Annotated in this window: 2 protein-coding genes; one reads left to right on the top strand and one right to left on the bottom strand. The window is 71.7% G+C overall.

The window, feature by feature from the left end:
- Positions 1 to 299, top strand: a 299-nt coding sequence (locus EF918_RS35840; RefSeq protein WP_185922097.1) for a VOC family protein, incomplete at its 5' end; no start/stop codon positions are given.
- A 78-nt stretch (positions 300 to 377) separates the two neighbouring features.
- On the opposite strand, the gene EF918_RS35835 is transcribed toward EF918_RS35840, so the two are convergent.
- A partial coding sequence (locus EF918_RS35835; RefSeq protein ID WP_125652992.1) for a carotenoid oxygenase family protein occupies positions 378 to 1,299 on the bottom strand: 922 nt, incomplete at its 5' end.

Here is a 1,299-nt window from a genome sequence, read left to right as displayed (position 1 = left end):
TTGTGCGCCAGGGCGATACCGCCGAATCCGGCCGGGGGCGGGGCGCCGGCGCCCCGCCCCCGGCCGGATTCGGCGGTATCGCCCTGGCGCACAACGTCCGTACCGATGCCGAGGTGGACGCCGTCCTGGAGGCGGCCGCCCGGGCCGGCGGTACCGTCACCCGGGCCGCGGCCGTCAACCCGATCGGCTTCTACTCGGGCGTCTTCACCGACCCCGACGGCCACGCCTGGGAGATCGCCCACAACCCGGGCTTCACCCTCACCGAGGACGGCTCCCTCGTCCTGCCCGACTTCGGCTGACAGCGGCCGTGGACCGCACCCCCACGGGGCGCGGTCCACGGAACATGCGTGCGTCCGTACGTATGGACGGCCGACGGATCAGACCGCGGTGTCCTCCAAGGCGCTGTCCGGTACCCACGAGCCGTGGATCCCGGCGACCACCCGGCGGGGGAGGTGCACGGTGGCCACGGTGTCCAGACCGGCAGCGTCGAGGACCAGCAGCTGCGAGGCGTCCTGCTTGAGGTCGGAGACGACGGTCAGGAGGTAGCCGTCGTCCTCGTCGGTGGCCCCGGCCGCCGGGACGAACACCGCCTCGCTGGGCATCCGGGCGTCGCCGACCTGAAGGATCCGGCGGGCGCCGGTGGTCCGGTCGTACTTGACGACACCGTAGCCGCCGAAGCCCTTCTCGTCGGGGAAGCAGATGGCGTACTGGTACCGGTTCTCGGAGCCGAGGTAGTCCTCGTTGAGGGTCGGGAACTCCACCGCGAGATCGTCGATGATCTGCTCGTCGACGGTGCCCGCGGCCAGGTCGACCACCCAGCGGCGGGTGTACGAGCGGGAGCCGGGCTCCGAACCGCGCCCGGGAGCGCCGACCCACCAGTTCCACGACAGGCGGAACCCCTCGCGGTCCACGGTGGGCCCCTCCAGGACGATCCGGCCGAGGGCGTCCTCGTAGGCGTTGGAGACGTGCAGCATGCTGCCCGGCTCGATGGAGAACCAGCGCACGCGGGCGGCGCCGGCCGCGCCGCGCGGCATGATGCCGATCCGGGAGAGCTGCTGGTCGCTCCAGGAGTACGGGATGCCGGAGTGCTCGGTCGGGTCAAAGGTGACGTTGCCCTCGGCGAAGACAACGAAGTGGCGGGTGACGGCGAAGTCGTGCTTGAGGGCGGCGGTCGCCCCCGGCACCTCGGCGCTGTGGACGAGCTCCCCCTCGGCATCGGACACGTGGTAGGTCAGGAAGGGTGGGAGGGGTGAGGAGGCGAAGAAGTGCAGTTCGCCGGTGTGGGGGTCTTCTTTGGGG

Source organism: Streptomyces sp. WAC06614 (assembly GCF_003949795.1).
Taxonomy (GTDB): Bacteria; Actinomycetota; Actinomycetes; order Streptomycetales; family Streptomycetaceae; genus Streptomyces.
The sequence above is the reverse complement of the archived record's forward strand: the minus strand, read 5'-3'. Positions and strand labels throughout refer to the sequence as shown.